Consider the following 19,222-nt stretch of genomic DNA (forward strand, 5'->3'; position numbering starts at 1 on the left):
AAATCGAATATGCCATCACAAAGGGGAGCTATTATAGCTGAGAGTGATTTCGGATCAGACCCTTGAACCTGTTGTGTCAGTACACGCGTAGGAATTGTGATGGAGTGAAAACTCCACTTTGTTGATGGTCATGTCTCGAAGGAGGAGTTTTTTTATGCAACAAAATGAACGGCTCAAAACAATGGTGGAGGGCGCGATCTTTGCGGGGCTAGCGATGGCCTTGACCTATGTGCCCCATGATTTCGGCGTTTCTTCGATCCAATTGGCCTATGGATTGATCCCGATCGCAATTTATTGTTACCGCCGCGGCGTGGTGCCAGGGATGGTTGCCGGCTTGATCTGGGGCTTGTTGGACATGTGGCTACGGGGCAGTGGCTCCTTATTGCACCCGATCCAGATCATCTTAGATTACCCCGTTCCCTTCGCTTTGGCAGGATTGATTGGATTGGTCAAGCCTCAAGTCGATCACGCCTTGGCCCAGGATCAGCGGAAACTGGCGGCGCTTTGGGCAATCCTAGGGTTCTTGATTGGCGATTTCGCCAAGTACGCGGTTCATTATCTTTCCGGTGTGTTTTTCTGGGGATCATACGCGCCTAAGGGACAATCGGCCTGGGTCTATTCATTGGTGATCAATGGCGGCAGTTTCGTCGCCAACGCGATCCTCGGAGCGATTGTGATCAGTTTACTCGTGGGGCTGATCCCGCAGTTACTACGCCGTAATCTGTAAGCGAGGGCCAAGCCTTGACCGTCGCGGGCGGCCGAAACGGCGTTAGTTGCGTTGACTAAGACGAAAGAAGAAAAAGACTGATTCGGTTAAACCAGGGCGAGGGCCCAAGCACTTAACCAGAATCAGTCTTTTTTTAGTTGTGAATTAAACGACGGTACGGCTCCTCGCTCAACGTCAGGAATGCTAGCCGACAAGTGGGGATTGGCCAGATGTTTCGGCGAAATAGCTCGGAAATGACGTGAGTGGCGAATTATACTGCGTAATCAATGATTTTGCGGTAAAATGAAACCAATCAGCTGTGCGCTAGAATATGCCCATAGAACTGATCGCACCAAAAACAACCCCAGCAAGCGTAACGATGATCATCAGCCAAACGAAAACCTTCGTGATTTTGGTAAAAGTACTGGTCTTTTTCTTCTCTCTCAAATCGACACCTCATTTGCTAACTTATTAACGTTATTCTACCTAAAAATCAGTTAAAATTCAATCACCGTTTCTTGAAAGGAACCTTTAAATGACTTCAAAAACCGCACTTATCCTTGGGATCGGCTTACCTTGGTTGGGCTTGGCCCTAGGTCTTTTGCTCACGATCGCGGCGCGACGCTTAAGTGATCGGCGGATCCCGATTTATTTCTTATTACCACCGATCTTGACCGTGGCGATGGATCTATTGGCGCAAAGCGTGGCCATCAAGCGGACGTGGGCGTACAGCCTGATCGCGGTTTGTGCCTGGGCGTTGATTTACGCCGTCTACTTGGTGAAAGTTAAAGATGACCTAAAACTGAAATCGTTTTTCTTAGGATTATGGCGGTTTTACTTGGCAATCTCCGGTATTTGGTACCTGTTTATTCTCGTTTGGGTCTTGGCCAAATAGGCGAAGCGCTCATCTTGTTGGAAACGCTTTCTGAATAAATTATTAAAAAATGATTACGAATCAATCGCTCATTGCCTAAGCCCTTGCTGCTTGGGCTTTTTTTGTTGTTTGAGAAAAGTGGGAGAAAGGTGGATTCGGGTGGTTAATAGTGGGGGGATGTGGTAAAATTTAAGAATAACGGGGGTGAGAAAATGTTGATGGGTGAATTTCACCATAGCTTGGATGCTAAGGGACGCGTGATCATGCCGGCCAAGTTTCGCGCCGAGCTGGGCGAATCCTTTGTATTGACCCGTGGGATGGATGGCTGTTTGTTCGGTTATCCCATGGCCAAATGGCAAGCGCTGGAAGCCAAATTGGATCAGTTACCCCTGACCAAGAAAGACGCCCGGGCCTTTGTTCGTTTCTTCTATGCTGCGGCAACGGAGCAGGAATTTGATAAGCAAGGCCGCATCAACATTGCCAAACCATTATTAAGTTACGCGCAATTAGCCAAGAATTGTGTGATCGTCGGCGTTTCCGATCGGATCGAGATCTGGGATGAAACACGCTGGACAGCATTCAACGATGCTGCCGCGGATAATTTCGACGAAATCTCTGAAAATCTCATGGATTTCGATTTGTGATCCTGCTGGTAACCAGGTAAAGACATGCAAGTCAAGTAAGCGAGGAGGGTTCAAGTGTTTAACCATCAAACAGTTTTATTAGAAGAAACCGTAACTGGTGTTGCACCTCATGATCGGGGGATTTATGTGGATGCGACGTTCGGCGGTGGTGGCCATACACGGGAATTACTCAGCCGCTTTCATGGTGGTCGTGTTTTTGCCTTTGATCAAGACGAGATGGCATTAGCAAACGGAGAACGCTTGCTGGCCACCGATCCGAGCTTTCAGGAGCCTGAACGAGTCACTTTAGTCCATGCCAATTTCCGCCAGCTGCAGTCGGTTCTGGCCAGCTATCAGATCGAGCATGTCGATGGTGTGCTCTACGATTTAGGCGTATCTTCGCCGCAATTGGACCTAGGTGAGCGTGGTTTTAGCTATAAACAAACAGCGCCGCTGGATATGCGGATGGATCAAAGTCAAACGTTGACTGCCGCGATCGTGGTCAATGACTGGTCCTATCAAGACCTTGTCCGGATCATTAACCGATATAGCGACGAACGCTTTGCCAAGCCGATCGCCCGCGCGATTGAACGTCAGCGAGCCATCGCACCGATCACCACCACAACGGAATTAGCCGAATTGGTCAAAACAGCCATTCCGGCAGCCGCTCGGCGAACTGGTGGGCACCCAGCCAAACGGACTTTTCAAGCGATCCGCATCGCGGTCAACGACGAACTCGGTGCCTTATCAGATAGTCTCGAACAAGCCGTCGACCTCCTGGCACTCCATGGGCGCCTGAGTGTGATCACCTTTCAATCTTTGGAAGATCGAATTGTTAAACAAACCATGAAACGATATGCGGAAATTGAGCTGCCGCCAGGGTTGCCAGTGGTGCCGGCAGAGTTACAGCCAATCTTGAAATTGGTCAACCGCAAGCCAATCGTGCCCAACGCGGCGGAACTTGCCGCTAATCATCGTGCTCATAGTGCCCGTTTACGGGTAGCCGAGCGCCAACGACTATAAAAAATCAGCTGTGATCAATCTTTAGTAAATCAAAATATGGGGTTTTTGAATATGAATGATAATGCAGTTAGAAAATTACAACCGGAAGTAACACCATTAGCAACGCCGCAACTGGAGCCGCAAGCCGCTCCGGTCCAATATTCTCGTAAAGTTCGCTTTTCCCTTTTGGAACGACTATTAGCCTTAGGGTCTTGTTTGGCGATTCTAGGCTTCATGGTTTTCTTGGTCCATGGCAGCGTGACCGTTACTAACAGTCAACGCCAACTTCAAGATATTCAAACAAAAATCGGCAAAACTAAAACAAGTAACGTTGATCTGCAACAAGAGATCGGGGAATTGGGCAGTTCTGATCGCCTGGCGGCTTATGCGAAGAAGAACGGGCTAAGCTTCGATGACGCCAACGTCAGGAACATGAGCAAATGAGTGCTCGGGGTAAAAAACAGCATAGTAGTAGGAGAACGCAACGTAATCGTGGGGTGATTGGCCTAGTTTTGGCCGCGTTGAGCATCATCGTTCTCCTGCTTTTTGTTATCCGATTTGCCTATATTGCAGGCAGCGGTCATGTTGGGCAAGTTGATTTGACTAAAAAGACCCAGAAAAAATATCGTTTTGATCAGGTGATCAAGGCGCGGCGGGGAACCATCTATGATGCCAATGGCAATGCCGTTGCGGAGGACTCGAATGTTTATACTCTGTACGCGGTTTTGGACAAGAATCAAGTCTCAACAGCCGGCCGGCCTCTCTACGTTAAAGATAAGGCGAAAACAGCCACTGTTCTTAGTAAATACCTGAAAATCAGTGCGACCGAGATTACCAAGACGCTTAACCAGAATCAATTTCAAGTCGAATTTGGGGCCGCTGGTCGTAATTTGAGTTTGGAAATTAAGCAAAAGATCACTGACGAGAAGTTGCCCGGGATCAATTTTACCGAAACACCGTCACGGCTTTATCCCAATGGCACCTTTGCGTCCCATATTGTCGGTTTGGCCCAGTTGAAAACCACCGTGGACCAAACCAATCAGCAGAGTACCCAGCAGTTGAAAGGACTGATGGGCGTCGAACAGTATTTCAACAAGCAATTGACTGGGGTCAACGGCCGTCAAGTGGCGAAGCTCAATAATTATGGGTATGAATTGCCCGATTCGAAACGGGTCGTCAAAAAAGCTGAAGATGGTTCCGATGTTTATTTGACCCTCGATTCCCGGCTACAGAGTTATCTGGAACAATTGTTGCAAGATGTGCAGGATAAGTATGACCCGACGGAATTATCAGCCATTCTGATGAACGCGAAAACGGGGGCAATCATCGCCGCTTCCCAACGACCGACCTTCAATGCGGCCACAAAATCAGGTTTGGAGACACAATGGCGTGATAGTCTGGTGGAGGATGCCTATGAGCCAGGTTCTGTTTTCAAAGTGCTTTTATTGGCCGCCGCCATTGATTCAGGTAAGTATAATCCTAATGCTACTTACCGATCAGGGTCGGTAACCATCAATGGTTCTACGATCCGCGATTGGAATCAAGTCGGTTGGGGCACGATTCCTTTTTCTCAGGTGATTCCGCGGTCTAGTAACACCGGCGCGGTTCACATTGAGCAAGCGCTAGGAGAAACGTTGTGGAAAGAATATCTGAATCGTTTCCGTGTGGGCCAGAAAACAGGCATCACCTTGCCCAACGAGGCCAGTGGCAGTATTCAGATCAAAACGCCATTGGATCGGGCCATCACCTCATTTGGTCAGGCGGTTAATGTCAGCGCCGTTCAAATGATGTCCTTCCTTAGCGCCATCGCAAATCAAGGCGAGATGTTACAGCCGCGGATCGTCAGCAAAGTGGTCAGCAACCAAGGTAAGGTCACGAAGTACGATAAGAAAGTTCTCGGCACACCGATCAGCGCTGATACCGCGAAACAAGTGATCGCGGCCATGCGCCAAGTGGTTGAGGCCGATTATGGGACCGGTCAGCAGTACAAGATTGACGGTTATGACCAACAAATCGCGGTCAAAACCGGGACCGCGCAAATTGCCAGCAGCAAAGGCGGCTATTTGACAGGCAGCAACGACTATATCTATTCGGTAGCGGGGATTGCACCCGCCGATGATCCAGAATATATTCTGTACGTGACGGCGAAACAGCCAGATATAACGAAAGCGGATGCGATTTCGATTTTATCGGAAATCTTCAATCCATTAATGAAACGGGCCTTGAATTATCGGACTACCAGCGCTGACACTGACGCCAATTCAATCAAAATGAGCAAATTGACCGGTCTAGCCAGCGCCGCCGCCGTGAAAAAGGCTAAAGATCAGGGCTTGACCGTGACGCAAGTGGGCAATGGCTCCAAGATCGTGCAGCAATTACCGGCGGCCGGGGAGAAGGTCATTGCCAAGCAACGGGTGGTGCTTCTGACCGAAGGCGCCATGACCATGCCAAATGTAGTTGGCTGGTCTAAAAATGATGTGTTAAAATTAGCAGAGATAACTGGTGGCGACTTTAAGTTCTCGGGCGATGGTTACGTCACTAGTCAGAGTCTGAAGGCCGGGGCGGTGATCACCGCCGGCCAACAGATCGTTATCAAATTGGCAGAGCCATAATAGGAAGAGAGTAAATGATGATATTTCCATTGCTTAGCGCGCTCAGTGCATTCGCATTGACCGTCTTGTTCTTACCCATGTTTATTCACTATCAGCGCGATCACGACGAAGGTCAGCAAATCCGTGGTGAGGGGCCGAAATGGCACATGAAGAAAACAGGCACGCCGATTATGGGCGGGTTGGTTTTTCTAAGTGCGATCATTGTCGTCGTGCTGGTGGGGGCTTTGTTGATGCATCAGTTAGGGACTCAAGTTTGGTTGTTTGTCCTGGTCATCGTGCTCTATGGCGCGATCGGTTTCGCGGATGACGGCATCAAACTCCTGAAGAAGCGCAACATGGGCTTAACGGCCTGGCAGAAATTATTGGCCCAGATCCTGACCGCGATTATTTTCGTCATGATTTATTTGAACGATCGCCCCGAACAAGGCCTCGTTTTCCCAGGGATCGGAGTTAGCCATTCGGTAATTGTCTTTGCATTATTCGTCGGTGTTTGGCTCGTTGGTTTCTCCAACGCGGTCAATTTGACTGATGGACTAGATGGTTTGGTCGGGGGCTTGGGCGTGATCGCCTACTTCACTTACGGGCTGATCGCGTTCCATGAACACCAAATGTCCTTGGGCGTGATCTGCTATGCTGTGGCTGGCGCCTTAGTTGGATTTCTGCTCTTCAATCATTTGCCGGCTCAGATTTTTATGGGTGATGTGGGGTCCTTGGCGCTAGGCGGGGGACTGGCTGTGATCTCGATCCTGTTGCAGCGCCCGTGGTCATTGTTGTTGATCGGGTTGGTTTTTGTATTGGAAACGGCCTCGGTTATTTTGCAAGTGGGTTCCTTCAAGCTACGCGGTAAGCGGATCTTCAAGATGACGCCGATCCACCACCATTTCGAAATGAGCGGGTGGTCGGAGCGAAAAGTTGTCCTGGTGTTCTGGGCGGTCGGTTTAGTTAGCGCCGCCGCTTACTTGCTGATCTTTGTTTTTTAGCGCTGGCAGTTATTAGTTGTCACGTTTACGTATCAAATGAGTTGGAATGAGAAGGGTCTCGGTTAAAATGAAAGAAATCAGTACCTATCGGAATAAGAAAGTCATTGTTTTGGGTCTCGCGAAGAGTGGTCTTCATGCCGCTTTGCTCCTGCATAAATTAGGCGCTTTTGTCACTGTTAATGATCGGCAACCGTTGGAGAAAAGCCCCCACGCTCAGCAATTAGTTGAAGCGGGGATCCGGGTTATTTCCGGGTCACATCCAGTGGAACTTTTGGATGAAGACTTCAGCTTAATGGTCAAGAATCCTGGAATTCTGTATAGCAATCCCATGGTCAAACGGGCGCAAGCGCTCAAGTTGCCGATTATCACGGAGCCGGAATTGGCGTATGAGGTGCTGGCCGGTGAACTGATCGGGATCACAGGCTCCAATGGGAAAACAACCACGACAACGTTGATCAACTTAATGCTGAATCAGGATCAAGCGACCACTAAGGCTTACGTGGCGGGAAACATTGGTATCCCAGCGAGTGAAGTCGCGCAGAAGATCCAGCCAGATCAAACTATGGTGACTGAATTATCCAGCTTCCAACTGCTCGGCGTGACGGAATTGCGGCCGCACATCGCGGTCTTGACCAATATTTATGAAGCCCATTTGGATTATCATGGCAATCGTCATAATTATATCGAAGCCAAAATGAATCTGGTCAAGAATCAAACGCCAGACGACTATTTCGTGGTCAATTGGGACAGCGAGGAATGGCAGAAATTAAGTCAGCGCACGCGCGGCCAGGTGGTGCCTTTCTCCCGTTTAGGTAAGAGCACAGCGGGTAGTTACGTCAAAGATGGTCAGATTTATTTCCGGGAGGAACGGATCTGCCCCGTGGCAGTTATCAAGATCCCGGGTCAGCACAACGTGGAGAACGCTTTAGCGGCGGTGGCGGTTGCCAAACTCAAAGGCGTCAGTAATCACGCGATCCAAACGGTGTTGCAGACTTTTGCCGGCGTCAAGCATCGGATCCAGTTTGTTGAAGAATGGCAACAACGGCGCTTTTACAACGATTCCAAGGCAACCAATATCGAAGCGACCACGGTGGCTTTGCAAAGCTTCGCCCAACCGATTGTGTTGATCGCCGGTGGGCTTGACCGGGGCTTTACCTTTGAGGCGCTAGTGCCACTACTCAAAAAGCACGTGCGGGCCATGGTGCTTTATGGGGAAACGTCGGAGTTGATGAAAGCGGCTGGACAACAGGCGGGGATCGCGACGATCGTCCAAGTGCCAGACTTGGTTGCGGCGACCAAACAAGCCGTCGTACTCTCAAAACCCAATGAGGTGATCTTGTTGTCCCCAGCGGCGGCAAGTTGGGACCAATTCAAAACATTCGAAGAACGGGGCGATCTCTTCATTGAGACCGTCGCCCAATTGACTGGAGAAGCAGGAGAGACAGAAGCATGAGATTAATGATTTCCGGAGGCGGCACAGGTGGCCATATCTACCCAGCACTGGCGTTGATCCAGCGTCTCCAAGAACGACATTTGTTAGATGAGGTGCTCTATGTAGGGACCGCGAATGGGCTTGAAGCCAAGATCGTCACCGCGGCAGGGATTCCCTTTGAGACCATTGAGATCCAAGGGTTTCGCCGCAAACTGACGTTGGAAAATTTCCAAACGATTGCCAAATTTCGGCGGAGTTTGCACCGGGCCAAGGCGTTGATCAAGGAATTTCAACCCGATATCGTTGTGGGGACCGGTGGGTATGTTTGTGCCCCCGTCGTTTACATGGCTAGTCGGATGCATATTCCCACCGTGATCCACGAACAGAATTCGATTGCTGGTTTGTCCAACAAGTTTCTGGGACATTATGTCGATCGCATCGCTTACGTGTTTCCTGAAGCGGCCCATCAATTCTCCGAGAAGAAGAAACTGGTTTTGACCGGTAACCCCCGAGCGCAAGCGGTAGCCAAATTACAACCACAAGGCCTGCTGGCTGGGTTGGGGTTGCGCACGGATCTGCAAACCTTGCTGATCGTCGGTGGCAGTCGCGGTGCGGCGCCACTGAATAAAGCGGTGATCGCGGCCATTCCCGAGTTTTCGGAGAAATCCTATCAAGTTTTGTTTGTCACGGGTCAGGCATTGTTCGATCAGGTCAACGACCAAGTTGGCCCACTCACCGAGAAAACCAATATCAAGATTGTGCCCTACTTGGATCGCATGAGTGAGATCTTACCGGAGATCTCGGTATTATGTGGTCGCAGTGGCGCGACAACTTTGGCCGAGATCACTGCTTTAGGGATTCCCTCGATTTTGGTGCCTAGTCCTTATGTCACTCATGACCACCAGAATCATAATGCCAGTTATTTAGTTGACAAGCAGGCGGCCTTGCTTCTGCCAGAAATCGAGTTGAACGGACGCTCCTTAGTAGCCACCGCGGATCATATTCTGTTAGACTCAGAAGAGTGGCAGCAAATGCACCAGGCGGCCTTGCGGATGGCCACACCGGACGCGGCCGATCAACTGATCACGGTGATGCAAGAACTGATTCGTGCCAAGCGTTGATCAAGTTGACTTTTGGTAACCAGTCCGGCTCGTTGTAGTCAAGCGAGTCGTCATAATTATTGGGAGGTGGGGGCTATCGCTCAGGACAAAAGCAAGTCAAGCATCACGCGCACGGACCCCAACTCTGCGATCAAGGTTTGGGAAACGTTCAAACTTAAAACCCAAACACGGCAACAGAAGCACCAGCCACGACCGGTTACGAAAAAACTGCCGCAGTATCATCGCCACCGAACTTTGCAGATTGCTTGGCGGCTGGCTTTGATTTTTCTGTTATTCGGGACGGGTCTGGTGGGACTTTGGTATTATGTCTCACCTTACTCGCGTGTTGCCTTGGTTTCGGTCAGCGGGGTAGAGATCACCGCCGCTCAGGATGTGATCGACGCCAGCCAACTCACCACTGAGAGCAATGTCTTGGTGACCATGGCTCAAGAAAAGCAACTTGAAACTCGTTTGAAACAGCAGTTGCCAGCGTTGCACTCGGTCAGGGTGGTCGTGAGTAATTGGAATAAAGTGGCACTGAAAGTCAAAGAGGAACCGACCGTGGGCTTTTTCGCCAAAAAGCAAGGTTATCAACGGATTTTCGCCAATGGCAAATTAGATTCCCAAATCATGGCAAAGCCGATCGGTAATTTCCCGATCTATGCGGATTTCAAACCGGGTGTTGCCTTGAATAAGGTGATTACCTTGTACGCGAAGATCCCGACGCAGATCCAAAATGCGATCTCGGAGATCAAGTCTGATCCTAGCAAGGCCAATCCCTATCGGATCCACTTATACATGAATGATGGGAATGAAGTGGTCGCAGATTCGCGCACCGTGGTCAAACGCTTGAAGTATTACGGAAATATTGTGAGCCAAACCTCCCAAAAAGGAATCGTCGATTTGGAAGTCGGGGCGTTCTTTACCCCCTTCGCCCAGCAAAAATAGGTCACAAGCCAGGTTGATCACCGCAAATTAGGTCGGCTCTGATTTGTGGGGTCAACTTTTTACCGAAAAGTTGCAACTTCTTGGTTGTTACAAGGAAAATGAGTTCCTTAACTGGCGCCTGATGTGGTAAACTTTAGGGAGTACTAGAAATTTTTGAATGATAAATAAATGTGAAATCGAGGAGGCTTTATTGGATGGATAAAGCTCAAGTATATGTGGGCCTCGATATTGGGACAACTGCGATTCGTGTGATCGTTGGCGAAGCTGTCAACGGACAGTTGAATGTTATTGGCGTTGGTAGCGAGCGGTCACAGGGTCTCAAAGACGGCGTGATCGTGGATATCGATAAAGTCGTGACGGCAACACGAACAGCAGTCCAACAGGCTCAGACCAAATCAAATTTGAAATTTGATCAAGTTGTTGTTGGCGTGCCAGCGAAGGATCTCCTGATCCAGCCAACTCATGGCATGATCATCGTTGCCGAACAGCCAAAGGAGATCAGCGAAGTCGAAGTCTTCAATGTGGCCACGGCTAGTTTGTCACACAGTATTCCGGCCGAACGAGAAGTTGTGGCGATCACGCCAGAACAGTTTATCGTGGACGGTCAAGGTGGCGTCACAGATCCTAGAGGTATGTCGGCGACGCGGGTCGAATTAGACGCGTTCGTCTATTCGGTACCGCGGATCGTGATCAATAATATTCGGAAAGTATTACAAAAAGTCGGCCTACGTTTGAAACACTTCGTTTTAAATCCACTGGCGTTGGCCCAGCTTGCCTTGAATGATGGCGAGCAGGATTTCGGGACTGTTTTGATCGACATGGGCGGAGCGCAGTCAACCGCTTATGCGATCCATGATCATCAGTTGAAGTATGTGGCTGTTGATGAAGAAGGCGGCCTGAACCTCACCAAGGACGTTTCGGTTGTTTTGAACACCAGCCTCAGCAATGCAGAGAAAATCAAACGGGATTACGGGATGGCTGATCCTGACCAGACCACTCCCGGGGAGAAATTCCCTGTGGAAGTGGTTGGCAAAGATGAGCCGGTCTTGGTCGAGGAAACTTACCTGTCCGAGATCTTGGAAGCGCGCTTCGAGCAAATCTTTGATCGTTTGGACCACGACTTGGTGAAAGTTGACGCCTTGGCGCTGCCAGGCGGTGTGGTTTTGACCGGTGGTGTTGCTGAAACAGTTGGACTGGTGCCTTTAGCTGAGCGCTTGTTGAATGTGACGGTGCGCCTATATTCGCCGCAAGAAATGGGGCTGCGAAATGCTGGCTTTGCCACAGGCTTAGGGTTGATCGCCTATGCGAATAACTTAAGCGAGATCGAACTCTTGGTCACCAGCGTGGTCAATCAAGGCGCTTTGGACGCGACGGTCAGCCATGATCTTCCCCAGCAACCCAATCAGGTGAATTCGAAGAAGCAGGAGCGGCAGTATGGGACCAAACCAGAAGCTGAGACTGAAGAAAAGCCGGCCAAACCCCATAAGCAGGGCGGTATCCGGGCCTTTTTCAAGAACTTCTTTGATTGATCTGGCTTTGCAGACGCAAGACAATAAAAAACGATGATGTAGTGAATTTAGGAGGAAAACGTATGGATTTTGCAATGGATCCCCAACAAAGTACAGGACCAGTAATTAAGGTCATCGGTGTCGGTGGTGCCGGTGGTAACGCGCTTGACCGGATGATCGAAGAGAGCATCAAAGGTGTTCAATTTATCGCGGCCAATACCGATCTTCAAGTTTTAGCGAAATCAAAGGCGGATATCAAAATCCAGATCGGCCCTAAATTGACCCGTGGCCTAGGTGCCGGCTCGACCCCTGAAGTCGGGGAAAAGGCGGCAGAAGAGAGCGAAGAGGTTCTGACAGAAGCATTGAAGGGTTCTGATATGGTCTTCGTCACTTGTGGTATGGGTGGCGGCACCGGGACCGGAGCAGCGCCAGTTATCGCGCGGATCGCCAAAGATCAAGGCGCGTTGACCGTTGGGGTAGTCACCCGTCCGTTTACCTTTGAGGGACCCGACCGCAGTCGTTTCGCCGCGGAAGGAATCGCGGAATTGAAACAGCATGTGGACACGCTGGTCATCATTTCAAATAATCGCTTATTAGAGATCATTGATAAGAAGACGCCGTTGAACGAGGCCTTCCATGAAGCTGACAATGTTTTGCGCCAAGGCGTTCAAGGCATCTCCGATTTGATCACAGCACCTGGGATCGTCAATTTGGACTTTGCTGACGTGACCAACGTGATGAAGAACCAGGGTTCCGCCTTAATGGGTGTGGGCTCGGCCAATGGTGAGAATCGGATCGCCGAAGCAACTAAGAAAGCGATCTCGTCGCCTTTATTGGAAGTTTCGATCCAAGGCGCCAAGAAAGTCTTGCTGAATATCACCGGTGGACCTGACCTTTCCTTGTACGAAATGGAAGCAGCCGCACAAATTGTTTCCGATGCTGCCTCCTCAGATGTGAACATTCTTTGGGGTACGGCCATCGACGAAAGTCTCGGTGATGAGGTTCGGGTCACTGTGATCGCGACCGGAATCGAGGAGTTGGATGGGGCTAAGCGCCGCCCACAACCAACCGTTAACCGGCAACAAACGAATAATGCGGCAGGTGACCAGGCCAATGCGGCCAGCCAGGCGGACCATGACGGCAAATTTGGTGATTGGAATATTTTGACGACCTATGTTAACAAACGTGAAAATGTTGACCAACAATTCAAAGATATTGAAAAGCAAGATTTCGATGTTTATCAATCTCGGTCTGCCTCTGGTCAAACTGAGCAGAAGAAAGATGAAGATAACGACGTGCCGCCGTTCTTTAAGCGTCGCCGTCAATAATAGTCGGATGATCGTACTGTAATGAGGTGAAGAACCATGTCCTTAAAGAAAATCAGTCGTTTCTTTGGTATCACAGATGATGAAGATGATTACCAAGACAACGAATACGAAGCAGCAAATGAGCCAAATACGGCTGACTTTGGCTTCAAACAACCAGAAATGCCCGCCAGTCACAGCGCTAAAGTTGTGCCGATCACACAGGCTGGGAGTCGTACGCAAGGACGCAAGATCGTTATTTTTGAGCCACGGATCTATGCTGACGCCAAGGAGATCGCGACTAATCTGTTGGAAAACCAGGCGGTGATCGTCAATTTCAGTCAGCTGGAAGAAAGCCAGGCACGACGAATCGTGGACTTCCTAACTGGGACTGTTTTCGCAATGAAAGGTGAGATCCAACGGGTCGGGGAGCAAATTTTCCTGTGTACGCCACCGAAATTCGAAATTGAAGGCACTATCACAGATACTCTAAAAAGCGAACAAGGAATTTGATGGCATGACAACTTTTATTATGGGACTATTCTCCCTCATCCGGATCTTACTAGACGTGTATAGTGGGGCAATCGTCATTTACGCATTGATGTCTTGGGTCCCAAATGCACGAAGTACTCGGTTTGGACAGTTATTGGCGTGGTTGGTCGAGCCTTTATTAGGTGCGATCGAACGCATCTTACCCTCGATCTTTGGCTTAAGTTTTGCCCCGATCCTGGGAATTCTGATCATCACTGGACTGCAGTGGGCTTTTGGCCGGCTAGGTAACATGATATTGATGTTACTCTAAAGCGAGGGCTCAGCCGACGGCACGTTTGTTCTGCAAATATTGAGGAGGTGTGGCGATGGATAGCGCCGTTTTCCAACATTTTAGACCCGAGGAGCGTCCGTTCATTGAGCGGATCGATGAGTGGCGAAATCAGGCAATCGATGAATATCGGCCTATTCTCACCAACTTCTTAGATCCGCGCCAACAGTTTTTGATTGAAACGGTCATTGGCAAGCTGGATGAGAGTTTTCGTTATTGGCAAGCCGGTGGTTACAATCAGGCCGAGCGTAAGCGGGTTATTTTTGCACCGGGGTATTACCAGCCACAAAGTGAGGATTATCGGATCCAACTATTCGAGATCAAGTATCCGCTGAAATTTGCCGAACTTTCTCATGGGAAAATCTTGGGAACCTTGATCAATTCGGGGATCGATCGTAGCCAGTTTGGCGATATCATAACCGATGGCGAACGTTGGCAGTTTTTCGGGGTCGCGTCTATGGCCGACTTTTTTGTTGAGCAGATCACCAAGATCGGTTCGATCAATGTCCGCGTCATTCCGATGAACGCCATTGAAACGGTCGTCCCAGCCAATGATTGGGTCGCGGAATCACTGGTTGTCAGCTCGATGCGTCTTGATACGATCGTGGCTGATACGTTCAATATTTCCCGGCAGCGGGCCAAGGGTTTGATCGAAGCACAGCAAGTTCAAGTTAATTGGACGACGGTCACCCAACCTGATTTCCAGCTAGACTTGCTGGATATGTTAAGTGTACGAAAGTTTGGGCGAGTCCAGCTAAGAAATGTGCTGGGGCAAACGCGCAAAGCCCACTACAAATTGGAAATCGGCACTTTACGGCGCCGTCCATTAAAAGGGCAAGGATAAGGAGGAACTTTGATGGCACTGAAACCAGATGATATTCGGAATAAGAGTTTTGAAAGCAAATTTCGTGGTTGGGATCCGGAACAGGTCAAGCCTTTTTTGACGCAATTAGCGACTGAATTAGGTGAGCTGCAGGAGAAGAATCAGCAATTGACCCAATCTTTGAAAGAGAGTCAGGAACGCGTTGCTTATTTCACCGATTTGAAAGATGCGCTCAATCAGTCGATCATTGTTGCTCAGAACGCCGCGGATCGGGTCAAAAACAATGCCCAGCATGAAGCCGATATGATCAAAACGGATGCAGAGAAGCAGTCGAAGCAAATGCTGACTGAGGCAACCGAACGTTCTAATCAAATTCTGCAAGATGCTTCCGAGCGGGCGCGTCATTTGACGATCGAAACGGATGAATTGAAGAAAGATACGCGTGTTTTCCATCAACGACTTCAGGTTTTGCTTGAATCGCAATTGGCCATGATCAAGACGCCGGAGTGGCGCACATTGCTTGGTAAGGGTGAAGAGAGTACCAATCGGGTCGGCGCCTTGCTTGACGAACCGTTTGATGACCGCGATCACGACCACGATCATCCTAGTAGTGGCAGTGCCAGCTCAGCGGCAGCAACCGCTCCAGCTCAAGCTCAAGCGCCTGAGACCTCAACACCACCAGCACCAACAGCTGAGGCGCCGGCTGCCCCGGTGCGACCAGAAGATCCCGCTGCCGAATTTTCAGCGGCGTTGAATCAAGGTACGGTAGTTCCAGAGGTGCCGCCAGTTCCTGAAGATCGAGTGACGGATGATGCGGCAGTTTTCCATTATCGTAGCCATACTAATGGTGACGGCCCAACCGACACAGAGCCTGATGAGGAGAACATGACTGCGCCCGATCAAAATTATGGTGGCGTAACGATTGTTTTTCCTGAAGAAAACGAGTAAGATGTAGCTATTATGTGAAATTCTAAAGCTAAACTAACCATGAATCCCTTTAGCGAGCTGACGACAGTGAAAGGTCAGCGGGCTCTGATGGTTGGTGCATCACTTTAGAAGAACAATTGAAGACAACATTAAAGTGGAAAAGGCAACTTTTCAAATTAGGTGGTACCACGGGAATCTCGTCCTATTAAGGCGGGATTTTTTTGTTGTTTGAAGGAGGAACAGGAATGCGTGTCAAAGATACCTTACATTTAGGAAAAACAGCTTTCCCAATGCGGGGCAATTTACCTAAGAGAGAACCAGAATGGCAACATGAATGGGAAGAAAATCAGGTTTATCAGCAACGGCAGAAGTTGAATGCGGGCAAACCGACCTTTATTCTCCACGATGGCCCGCCGTTTGCCAATGGCAGTATCCATTTAGGCCATGCCTTGAATAAGATCAGTAAAGATATTGTGGTGCGCTACAAGTCGATGCATGGTTTTCGGGCGCCTTATGTGCCTGGTTGGGATACTCATGGTTTGCCGATCGAACAACAATTAACGAAGCAGGGCATCGATCGGCGCAAAATGCCGCTGGTTGACTACTTGGAATTGTGCCGGAAGTTTGCCTTGGATGAGATCGACAAACAGCGGATCGGTTTTAAACGGTTAGGTGTCGCTGGTGATTGGGACCATCCTTACATCACTTTGCAACCTGAATTTGAGGCGGAAGAGATCCGTTTGTTTGGAGAAATGGCGGCTAAGGGCTATATCTACAAGGGCAAGAAACCTGTCTATTGGTCACCATCGTCGGAATCTACCTTGGCGGAAGCTGAGATCGAATATCATGACATCAAATCCCCATCGATTTATGTGGCCTTCAAGGTCGTAGATGGTCAAGGTGTGCTTGATGATGACACCTCACTGGTGATTTGGACAACGACCCCCTGGACGATCCCAGCCAATGAGGCGATCTGTGTTAACCCGCGCTTTGATTACAGCGTGGTTTTGGCTGATGGCCATAAGTATGTTTTTGCCACGGAACGGTTGGCGGCGGTGCAAGAGGCGTTAGGCTTCGAACACGTTGAGACCTTGAAAACAGTCAAGGGCGCTGATCTGGAAATGATCACCGTCCAACATCCGCTTTATGATCGGACGTCCTTGGTTATCTTGGGCAACCATGTCACCTTGGATGATGGGACGGGCTTGGTTCATACCGCGCCAGGTCATGGTGCTGATGACTTTAACGCCGGCTCGAAGTATCACTTGCCGGTCTTATCCGTTGTTGACGCGCAGGGCAAAATGACCGCCGACGCGCCAGGTTTCACGGGCGTCTTCTACGATGATGCTAACAAAATGGTGACTGAAGCGCTGTCCGCCAAGGGCGCCTTACTGAAATTAAGCTTCTTCACCCATAGCTATCCGCATGATTGGCGGACCAAGAAGCCGGTGATTTTCCGAGCGACGACACAGTGGTTCGCGTCGATTGATGCTTTCCGTGATCAAATTTTAGCGGCGATCGATGGCGTGAAATTTAAGCCAGATTGGGGTCAAACGCGACTTTACAACATGATCCGCGATCGGGGCGACTGGGTTATTTCCCGGCAACGAGCTTGGGGCTTACCATTACCGATTTTCTATGCGGAGGATGGCACCGCGATCATTACGCCAGAAACGGTGAATCATGTGGCCGACCTGTTTGAAAAACACGGATCGATCATCTGGTTTGAAAAGTCGGCCAAGGAACTCTTGCCGGCAGGGTTCACTCATCCAGGATCACCGAACGGCACGTTTACCAAAGAAAAAGATATTCTGGATGTTTGGTTCGATTCGGGTTCGTCTCATCGGGCTGTTTTGACCACGCGACCGGAATTAAGTTTCCCAGCTGATCTGATCATTGAAGGTTCCGATCAGTATCGAGGCTGGTTCAACTCCAGTTTGATCACCAGCATGGCGACCACTGGCCAGTCGCCATACCGTCAGATCTTGTCACAAGGCTTCGTTTTGGATGATAAAGGTCATAAGATGAGTAAGTCATTGGGGAATGTCATCGATCCCAATGATATTTTCAAGCAAATGGGCGCAGAGATCATTCGTCTGTGGGTCGCTTCAGTGGACAGCAGTTCAGATGTGGCAGTCTCGATGGATATTTTACGGCAAATGTCCGAAGTTTATCGTAAAATCCGGAATACGTTCCGCTTTATGTTGGCCAATGTGGCGGATTTTGACGCGGCCACGGAAAGCTTAGCGCCAGAAGCGTTGCGTGAAGTGGATCGCTTTATGTTGGCCCGGCTTCATCAAGTCAATGCGCAAGCGATCCAAGCTTACGATGAGCTTGATTTTGCGACCGTCTTCAAGCAAATCAACAACTTCCTGGTCAATGATTTGTCGGCCTTTTACTTGGACTTCGCGAAAGATGTTATTTACATCAAGGCTGCCGATGATGCTAGCCGGCGCGCAATGCAAACGGTGATTTATCAGTCCTTGGTTACACTGACGAAGCTGTTGACCCCGATTTTGCCTCATACTAGTGAGGAGATCTGGTCGTACTTGGCTGAGCCAGAGGACTATGTTCAATTGGCGGAAATGCCAACGGCGACGATCACTGCCGCTGATCAAGCGTTGTTGACGAAATGGACGGCGATCATGGACTTTCGTGATGGGGTTCATCGCGCCTTGGAAGTCGCTCGAAACGAGAAGTTGATCGGTAAGTCGTTGGAGGCCAAAGTGGTCTTGTACCCATCGGCGACCTTCCGTCCGGTTCTATTGGGGCTTCAAGCTGATTTGGCCGAGTTGTTGATCGTCTCGCAATTAGAAATCAGCCCAGTGGCAGCGGCTGACGCGCCAGCAACGGCAACCAGTTTCAATGATTTCGCCATCGAGGTTCGTCACGCGGACGGTGCTGTCTGTGAACGCTGTCGGAAGACTTTGACCAGTGTGGGGAGCGATGCGGACTTGCCAACTTTCTGCGCGGATTGCGCGGCGATCGTGCGCCAGGAATTCCCAGAAGCTGTGACTTCAGGATTTGAACGGCCAACGAAGTAGGATGGCCGCAACGTATCGATCACGCCAGGTCCAGTGACTTTTGCCAGGCGCATATCGTGTTAAGATAGGTGCAAACACCTTTGCATTTTTGGATCACGGGTTGTAAACTAGCATTAACGAACAGAATAAAAAAGGTAAAAGGCTGAGTCAAAGCAGATTGATTGACACAGCCTTTTATTTTGTCTTAACTAGGGTCGTCTAGTGGTAACTGGGAGGCGTTCCTGGCTAGACGGCAACGTGGGCTCGACTTCAAGACGGCCATTTCGTAACTGTCCCCAGTCACACTGCCCGTTCGTGGAAACTCGAGAGAATAGTGGAGTGAATGATCAGTCAACCACCCGTGACTAATGTCACAGGCTTGTGAGAGCACCGCCTAACGGCGACACGACCACAATTTGCTTAGATACAGCCATCGCCTGCAAGCAGGTCTTACGTGCTAATTACCAAAGCCTTTAGAGTCCGCAGGTTGCCAGACGGACTGTGATTCTTAGTTAAGGGCTAAGCCTTTAGCCAAGATAT

General features: G+C 49.7%; 18 protein-coding genes and 1 riboswitch. Of the genes, 17 read left to right on the plus strand and 1 reads right to left on the minus strand.

Translation table 11 applies throughout. The features are described 5' to 3' along the window. Nucleotides 1-11: 11 nt before the first annotated feature. Nucleotides 12-111: riboswitch (TPP riboswitch) on the plus strand. 43 nt (nucleotides 112-154) lie between these two features. Continuing rightward, the gene (gene thiT, locus EKM94_RS06400) at nucleotides 155-727 is read left to right on the plus strand and encodes an energy-coupled thiamine transporter ThiT (RefSeq protein ID WP_125599205.1); all 573 of its coding nucleotides are present in this window, start codon (nucleotides 155-157) and stop codon (nucleotides 725-727) included. Between the two features lie 303 nt (nucleotides 728-1,030). Here thiT and EKM94_RS06405 read toward each other — a convergent pair whose 3' ends face one another. Beyond that, nucleotides 1,031-1,153, minus strand: a complete 123-nt coding sequence (locus tag EKM94_RS06405; RefSeq protein ID WP_125599216.1) for a DUF4044 domain-containing protein — start codon at nucleotides 1,151-1,153, stop codon at nucleotides 1,031-1,033. 88 nt (nucleotides 1,154-1,241) lie between these two features. Between EKM94_RS06405 and EKM94_RS06410 the strand changes: the two genes are divergently transcribed. From EKM94_RS06410 to ileS, 16 genes are all read left to right on the plus strand, one after another. Then, on the plus strand, nucleotides 1,242-1,601 hold the full coding sequence (locus EKM94_RS06410; protein WP_125599219.1) for a DUF3397 family protein: 360 nt from the start codon (nucleotides 1,242-1,244) through the stop codon (nucleotides 1,599-1,601). 191 nt (nucleotides 1,602-1,792) lie between these two features. After that, on the plus strand, nucleotides 1,793-2,224 hold the full coding sequence (gene mraZ / locus EKM94_RS06415; RefSeq protein ID WP_125599272.1) for a division/cell wall cluster transcriptional repressor MraZ: 432 nt from the start codon (nucleotides 1,793-1,795) through the stop codon (nucleotides 2,222-2,224). Between the two features lie 54 nt (nucleotides 2,225-2,278). Beyond that, nucleotides 2,279-3,226: a 16S rRNA (cytosine(1402)-N(4))-methyltransferase RsmH gene (rsmH, locus tag EKM94_RS06420; RefSeq protein ID WP_125599221.1), complete on the plus strand. Its 948-nt coding sequence runs from the start codon at nucleotides 2,279-2,281 to the stop codon at nucleotides 3,224-3,226. Between the two features lie 51 nt (nucleotides 3,227-3,277). Beyond that, a complete protein-coding gene (gene ftsL, locus EKM94_RS06425; protein ID WP_164511134.1) occupies nucleotides 3,278-3,649 on the plus strand; it encodes a cell division protein FtsL in 372 nt (123 codons plus the stop codon). Further along, nucleotides 3,646-5,817 carry a penicillin-binding protein gene (locus EKM94_RS06430; protein WP_125599227.1) on the plus strand — a complete coding sequence of 724 codons (2,172 nt, stop codon included), beginning with the start codon at nucleotides 3,646-3,648 and terminating at the stop codon, nucleotides 5,815-5,817. Before ftsL ends, EKM94_RS06430 begins: the two co-directional genes overlap by 4 nt. 17 nt (nucleotides 5,818-5,834) lie before the next feature. Continuing rightward, on the plus strand, nucleotides 5,835-6,797 hold the full coding sequence (mraY, locus tag EKM94_RS06435; protein WP_125599274.1) for a phospho-N-acetylmuramoyl-pentapeptide-transferase: 963 nt from the start codon (nucleotides 5,835-5,837) through the stop codon (nucleotides 6,795-6,797). 67 nt (nucleotides 6,798-6,864) lie between these two features. Then, nucleotides 6,865-8,250 carry a UDP-N-acetylmuramoyl-L-alanine--D-glutamate ligase gene (murD, locus tag EKM94_RS06440; RefSeq protein WP_125599230.1) on the plus strand — a complete coding sequence of 462 codons (1,386 nt, stop codon included), beginning with the start codon at nucleotides 6,865-6,867 and terminating at the stop codon, nucleotides 8,248-8,250. After that, nucleotides 8,247-9,350 (plus strand): undecaprenyldiphospho-muramoylpentapeptide beta-N-acetylglucosaminyltransferase, encoded by a 1,104-nt coding sequence (murG, locus tag EKM94_RS06445; protein ID WP_125599233.1) that lies wholly within the window; start codon nucleotides 8,247-8,249, stop codon nucleotides 9,348-9,350. The genes murD and murG overlap by 4 nt, the downstream gene beginning before the upstream one ends. A 66-nt stretch (nucleotides 9,351-9,416) precedes the next feature. Continuing rightward, complete coding sequence (locus EKM94_RS06450; RefSeq protein ID WP_164511135.1) at nucleotides 9,417-10,277, plus strand: cell division protein FtsQ/DivIB; 861 nt, start codon at nucleotides 9,417-9,419, stop codon at nucleotides 10,275-10,277. A gap of 194 nt (nucleotides 10,278-10,471) precedes the next feature. Next, a complete protein-coding gene (gene ftsA / locus EKM94_RS06455) occupies nucleotides 10,472-11,806 on the plus strand; it encodes a cell division protein FtsA (protein ID WP_125599240.1) in 1,335 nt (444 codons plus the stop codon). A gap of 62 nt (nucleotides 11,807-11,868) precedes the next feature. Continuing rightward, the gene (gene ftsZ / locus EKM94_RS06460) at nucleotides 11,869-13,113 is read left to right on the plus strand and encodes a cell division protein FtsZ (RefSeq protein ID WP_125599243.1); all 1,245 of its coding nucleotides are present in this window, start codon (nucleotides 11,869-11,871) and stop codon (nucleotides 13,111-13,113) included. 36 nt (nucleotides 13,114-13,149) lie between these two features. After that, nucleotides 13,150-13,602, plus strand: coding sequence for a cell division protein SepF (locus tag EKM94_RS06465; RefSeq protein WP_125599246.1), 453 nt, complete (start codon nucleotides 13,150-13,152; stop codon nucleotides 13,600-13,602). Nucleotides 13,603-13,606: 4 nt separating this feature from the next. After that, on the plus strand, nucleotides 13,607-13,891 hold the full coding sequence (locus EKM94_RS06470) for a YggT family protein (protein ID WP_125599249.1): 285 nt from the start codon (nucleotides 13,607-13,609) through the stop codon (nucleotides 13,889-13,891). 55 nt (nucleotides 13,892-13,946) lie between these two features. Then, a complete protein-coding gene (locus EKM94_RS06475; RefSeq protein WP_125599252.1) occupies nucleotides 13,947-14,753 on the plus strand; it encodes a YlmH family RNA-binding protein in 807 nt (268 codons plus the stop codon). Nucleotides 14,754-14,765: 12 nt separating this feature from the next. Continuing rightward, nucleotides 14,766-15,680, plus strand: a complete 915-nt coding sequence (locus EKM94_RS06480; protein WP_125599254.1) for a DivIVA domain-containing protein — start codon at nucleotides 14,766-14,768, stop codon at nucleotides 15,678-15,680. A gap of 224 nt (nucleotides 15,681-15,904) precedes the next feature. Next, on the plus strand, nucleotides 15,905-18,703 hold the full coding sequence (ileS, locus tag EKM94_RS06485; protein WP_125599257.1) for an isoleucine--tRNA ligase: 2,799 nt from the start codon (nucleotides 15,905-15,907) through the stop codon (nucleotides 18,701-18,703). Nucleotides 18,704-19,222: the final 519 nt, after the last annotated feature.

This window comes from Lapidilactobacillus achengensis (assembly GCF_003946655.1).
GTDB lineage: Bacteria > Bacillota > Bacilli > Lactobacillales > Lactobacillaceae > Lapidilactobacillus > Lapidilactobacillus achengensis.